The organism is Curtobacterium sp. B18, from assembly GCF_000333375.1.
In the GTDB taxonomy this organism is placed as follows: Bacteria; Actinomycetota; Actinomycetes; order Actinomycetales; family Microbacteriaceae; genus Curtobacterium.
The window spans coordinates 1-4,656 of the sequence record NZ_BACZ01000541.1; the positions used below are offsets into that span (position 1 = coordinate 1).

The window sequence follows — 4,656 nt, forward strand, 5'->3', positions numbered from 1 at the left end:
GTCGCGGGTGCGGCGGAGCTGGATGACCGTCTCGGCGAGCTGGATGAGGACGCCGCCCAGACGCTCGGCCGTGACCGATCCCCGGACGTCCTCGCTCGCCGCCCGGGCACCGAGCCGCCCGTAGGTGTCCTGCAGCTCCTGCCGGTCGGCGCGGAAGCCGGCGTACCGGTCCCCCTGCACCTCGGGGAGCATGTAGAGCGTGCCGATGTTGTGGGGCGTCCGTGCGAGCGTGTCGATGTCGATGAGGACCAGGGCGGCGAGGGCGCCGGCGGCGGAGACGGTCCCGGGGACCCGCTCCTCGAGGCCGCGGACCACGTCGAGGCTCGGGCGGACCGAGGTCGTGAGCAGCTCGACGAGCACCTCGTCCTTGCCGGCGAAGTGGTAGTACAGCGAGGCCTGTCGGATGCCGACCCGCTCCGCGATCGCCCGGGTCGAGGTGGCGCTGAAGCCGTTCTCGACGAACAGCGCCGCGGCGGCGTCCAGGATCTGGTCGCGGGGGCTCAGCCCGGACGCGGTGTCCGGGACCGCTCGTGGCCTGCCGAGTCGGGTGGGCCGGTCGTCGGAGGACATGGCCCCATCCTCGCAGCCGGCCGTCACGCGTGCTCCCGGGCCGTGTGCTCCCGGGCCACCAGCTCGCGGTACGCACGCCAGCCGCCGTGGTGCGTGATGTCCTCGGCACCCGCGACGGCGTGCGCCTCGACCGTGAAGCCGGTGACGTCCGACCCGTCGTCGAGCGTCACGGAGCCGATCGCCATCGGTGCGGGGAGCGCCGCGACGAACGTCCCGAAGCCGGCGGCCGGCACCCGCCAGACCTCACCGGCGATCCCGGACGGCGCCGCGCTGCCGTCCTCCGACCGCACCTCGCCCACAGCACCGGCGCCCGACCGCACCAGCCCCGGCTTGGGTGGCACCGTGTCGAGGGCGTACAGCCGGTAGTCGGGGGCGGTGCGCGCCGCGCGGACGAACGTGCCGCCGGCGGCGACCAGCTGCCCGTTCAACGGCTGGTCCCGCAGGTGCGCGCCGACGACGAGGAGGTCGACGGTCGGGGCGGCGAAGGCCGCGGCGAGCGCCGCCAGGCGGCGGTCGGTGAACGCCGGTCCGGTCAGCATGACGCCGAACGGCAGCCCGTCCACGAAGCCGGCCGGCACCGCGAGGGACGCCATGTCCAGGAGGTTCGCGAAGTTCGTGTACCGACCCATCCGGCTGTTCGCACCGACCGGGTCCGCGGCGACCTCGTCGAGGGTCGGGTGCCAGGTGGTGGTGGGGGTGAGGAGCGCCGTCGTGCCGTCGAGCAGCGTGCGGCCCCTGGCACCGAGGGCGTCGAGGCGCTCCTGGTCGGCGAAGAGCGCCGCGGCCGTCGGCGTCGCGCCGCCGAGGACGATCGCGGCCACCGTGGGGTCGAGGTCCTCGCCGATCCGGTTACGGTTCGCCTCGATGTGGGCCCCGACCGCCGCGTACCGCTCGGCGACGAACGCGCCGTCGTACAGGAGCGTCGCGGCGTCGAGGAGCGGGGCGATGTCGACCTCGACGACCTCGTGCCCGAGGGCGCGGAACCGGTCGACGACACGGTCGAACGCCGCCGCCCATCCGGGCGCGAGGCCCTCGAGCTGCGTCGGCAGCGGCACCGCGATGCGCGGCACCGGGGGCAGCGCCACGAGGGAGCCGTCGGCCAGTGCGGCGTCCGGCCGGGCGAGCGGGTCGGAGCCGTCCGGCCCCGCCATCAGCTCGGCCACGGTCCGGGCGAGGTCGAGCGAGCGGGCGAACACGGTCACGCAGTCCTGCGACCGACAGGCGGGGACGACGCCGGTGTTCGGGACGAGCCCCTTCGTGGGCTTCACCCCGACGAGGTGGTTCAGCGCTGCCGGGACGCGTCCGGAGCCGGCGGTGTCGGTGCCGAGCGCGAAGTCGACCGTCCCGAGTGCGACGGCGGTGGCGGACCCGCTCGAGGACCCGCCGGAGATCCGGGTGGGGTCCCAGGCGTTCCGGACGGCGCCGAACGGCGACCGGGTGCCGACGAGGCCGGTCGCGAACTGGTCGAGGTTCGTCTTGCCGACGACGACCGCCCCGGCAGCCCGGAGTCGTGCGACGGCGGTGGCGTCCGCGGCGGGTGCGGACGCGAAGGAGCGCGCCGCGGCGGTGGTGGGGAGCCCGGCGACGTCGATGTTGTCCTTGACGGCGAAGAGCATGCCGGCGAGCGGCAGGGTCGGATCGACGGCCGATGCCTCGGCGACCACGTCGGCCCGGTCGCGCAGGGTGATCCACACCTCGGGACGGTCGACCGCGTCGATCCGGTCGAAGGCGGCGTGCACGCGGGCGACCGCGTGGTCGCCACCGCGGCCCGCACCGTCCCGGACGCTGCTCACGCCGCCGCTCACGCTGCGGCTCCGATCGCGGCGAGGACCTGCCCGGGTGCGACCTGGTCGCCCGGCTTGATGTAGACCTCCAACACGTGCCCCTCCACCGGTGCGTGCACCATCGACTCCATCTTCATCGCCTCCACCGCGAGCAGCTTCTGGCCCTCGTCCACCCGGTCGCCCGGCCGGACGTCCACCTGCCACACGGTCGACGTGAACGGCGCCGTCACCGCGGTCGCACCGGCCGGCAGGACGACCTCGTCCGGCAGCACCACGGCGGGTTCGTCACGGACGTCGAACTCGCCCGATGCCCGCCACCGCTCCTTCTCCTCGTCGAACGCGCGGGCCTGCTGCGCCCGGAAGTCGGCGATCGACCCGGCGTTGTCGCTGAGGAACCGGTTGTAGGACGCGATCGAGAACTCGCCGTCGACGGTCTCGAAGTCCCCGCGTCCCGCGTCGGTCTCGGCGCGCAGGTCGAGGAGCTCCTCGGCGGAGACCGGGTACCACTCGATGCGGTCGAAGAAGCGGAGCGCCCACGGGTCCTCCTGGAACAGGCCGCCGCGGCGGAACCGGTTCCAGATCTGCACGGTGCGGCCGACGAACTGGTACCCGCCCGGCCCCTCCATGCCGTAGATGCACAGGTACGCGCCGCCGATCCCGACCGAGTTCTCGGCCGTCCAGGTGCGTGCCGGGTTGTACTTCGTGGTGACGAGGCGGTGCCGGGGGTCGAGCGGCGTGGCGACCGGCGCACCGAGGTACACGTCGCCGAGCCCGAGCACGAGGTAGCTCGCGTCGAAGACCGTGCGGAACACGTCGTCGACGCTGTCGAGCCCGTTGATCCGCCGGATGAACTCGATGTTCCACGGGGTCCACGGCGCGTCGTCGCGGACCCCCGCCATGTACCGCTCGATCGCCAGCCGGGTCGCGGGGTCGTCCCACGACAGCGGCAGCTTCACGGTGCGGGACGGCACGACGAGCTGGTCGGTCGGCGGGATCTCGTCCTCGAGCTCGCGGAGGAGGCCCGCCATCGTGCTCGCCTTCAGCACGCTCGCGTCGGTGTGCACCTGCAGCGAACGGATGCCGGGGGTGATGTCGAGGACGCCGCGGGGCGCCTCCTCCTGCAGCTTCGTCATGAGCGCGTGCACGCGCATCCGCAGCGCGATGTCGAGCGTCATGTCGCCGTACTCGACGAGGACGTTGTCGTCGCCGTCGCGTCGGTACGCGACGCCCGGGCGGGCGTCGGTCGCGTCCAGACGCGCGATCACCCCGTCGTCGCCGTCGCCGCCGGTGCGGGGGACGGTCCGGGAGGCGCGGTTCGCCTCGAGCGCGGCCGCGTCGGCCTCGCGCACGGGGACGAACCGCACGGTGTCACCCGGTCGGAGCTGGCCGAGCTTCCACAGGTCGCCGCTGGCGACCACCGCCGGACAGACGAAGCCGCCGAGCGAGGGGCCGTCCGGCCCGAGGACGATCGGGGTGTCCCCGGTGAAGTCGATCGCACCCACCGCGTACGGCGTGTCGTGGATGTTCGACGGGTGCAGTCCCGCCTCGCCGCCGTCGGTCCGAGCCCAGCCGGGCCGGGGACCGATCAGCCGGATGCCGGTGCGGGCGGAGTTGTGGTGCACGACGTAGTCGGTGGCGTAGAACACGTCGAGGTCGGCGCGGGTGAAGAAGTCCGGCGCCGCGTGCGGCCCCTCGGTGACGGCGACCTCCCACGTGTGGGTGAGCGCGGTCCGCCGGTCGGCGGGGGTCGGACCGCCGACCAGGCCGAGCCGGCCACCGGCGGGGAAGGCCGGGTGCGGGGCGTCCGAGTCCGGGGAACCGGGACGCAGGACGTCACCGGCGAGCAGGGCACGACCGGCGTGACCGCCGAACCCGCCGAGCGTGAAGGTCGCGGTGGAGCCGAGGTACGTCGGGACGTCGAAGCCGCCGCGGACCGCCAGGTAGCTCCGGAGTCCCGGTCCGGCAGCCGTGCCGAGCGCGAGGGTCTGACCCGCCTGCACCTCGATCGGCTCCCACAGCGCCAGGGGCTCGCCGTCGAGCAGGACCGGCAGCGGTGCGCCCGTGACCGCGACGACGGCGCTCGCCGAGAAGCGGAGCGTCGGGCCCGTGGCGGTGACCTCGAGCGCCGGAGCACCCTCGGGGTTGCCGACCACGAGGTTCGCCTCGGCGAACGACGCCGCGTCGAACGGGCCGCTCGGCGGGACGCCCACCTGCCAGTACCCGACCCGGCCGGGCAGGTCCTGGATCATGGTCATGGTGCCGGGGGCGACGACGTCGATCCGGGGGTCCGGGTCCTCGGTCT

3 protein-coding genes are annotated in these 4,656 nt (G+C 74.3%); all 3 read right to left on the minus strand.

Annotated elements, in window-relative coordinates:
- The coding region (locus tag I5E_RS14675) for a TetR/AcrR family transcriptional regulator (protein ID WP_022907650.1) at positions 1-570 on the minus strand (570 nt) is incomplete at its 3' end.
- 23 nt (positions 571-593) lie between these two features.
- Positions 594-2,375 carry an allophanate hydrolase gene (atzF, locus tag I5E_RS14680; RefSeq protein WP_022907651.1) on the minus strand — a complete coding sequence of 594 codons (1,782 nt, stop codon included), beginning with the start codon at positions 2,373-2,375 and terminating at the stop codon, positions 594-596.
- On the minus strand, positions 2,372-4,656 hold a 2,285-nt coding region (locus tag I5E_RS14685), incomplete at its 5' end, for a 5-oxoprolinase/urea amidolyase family protein (protein ID WP_022907652.1). The genes atzF and I5E_RS14685, both read right to left, overlap by 4 nt.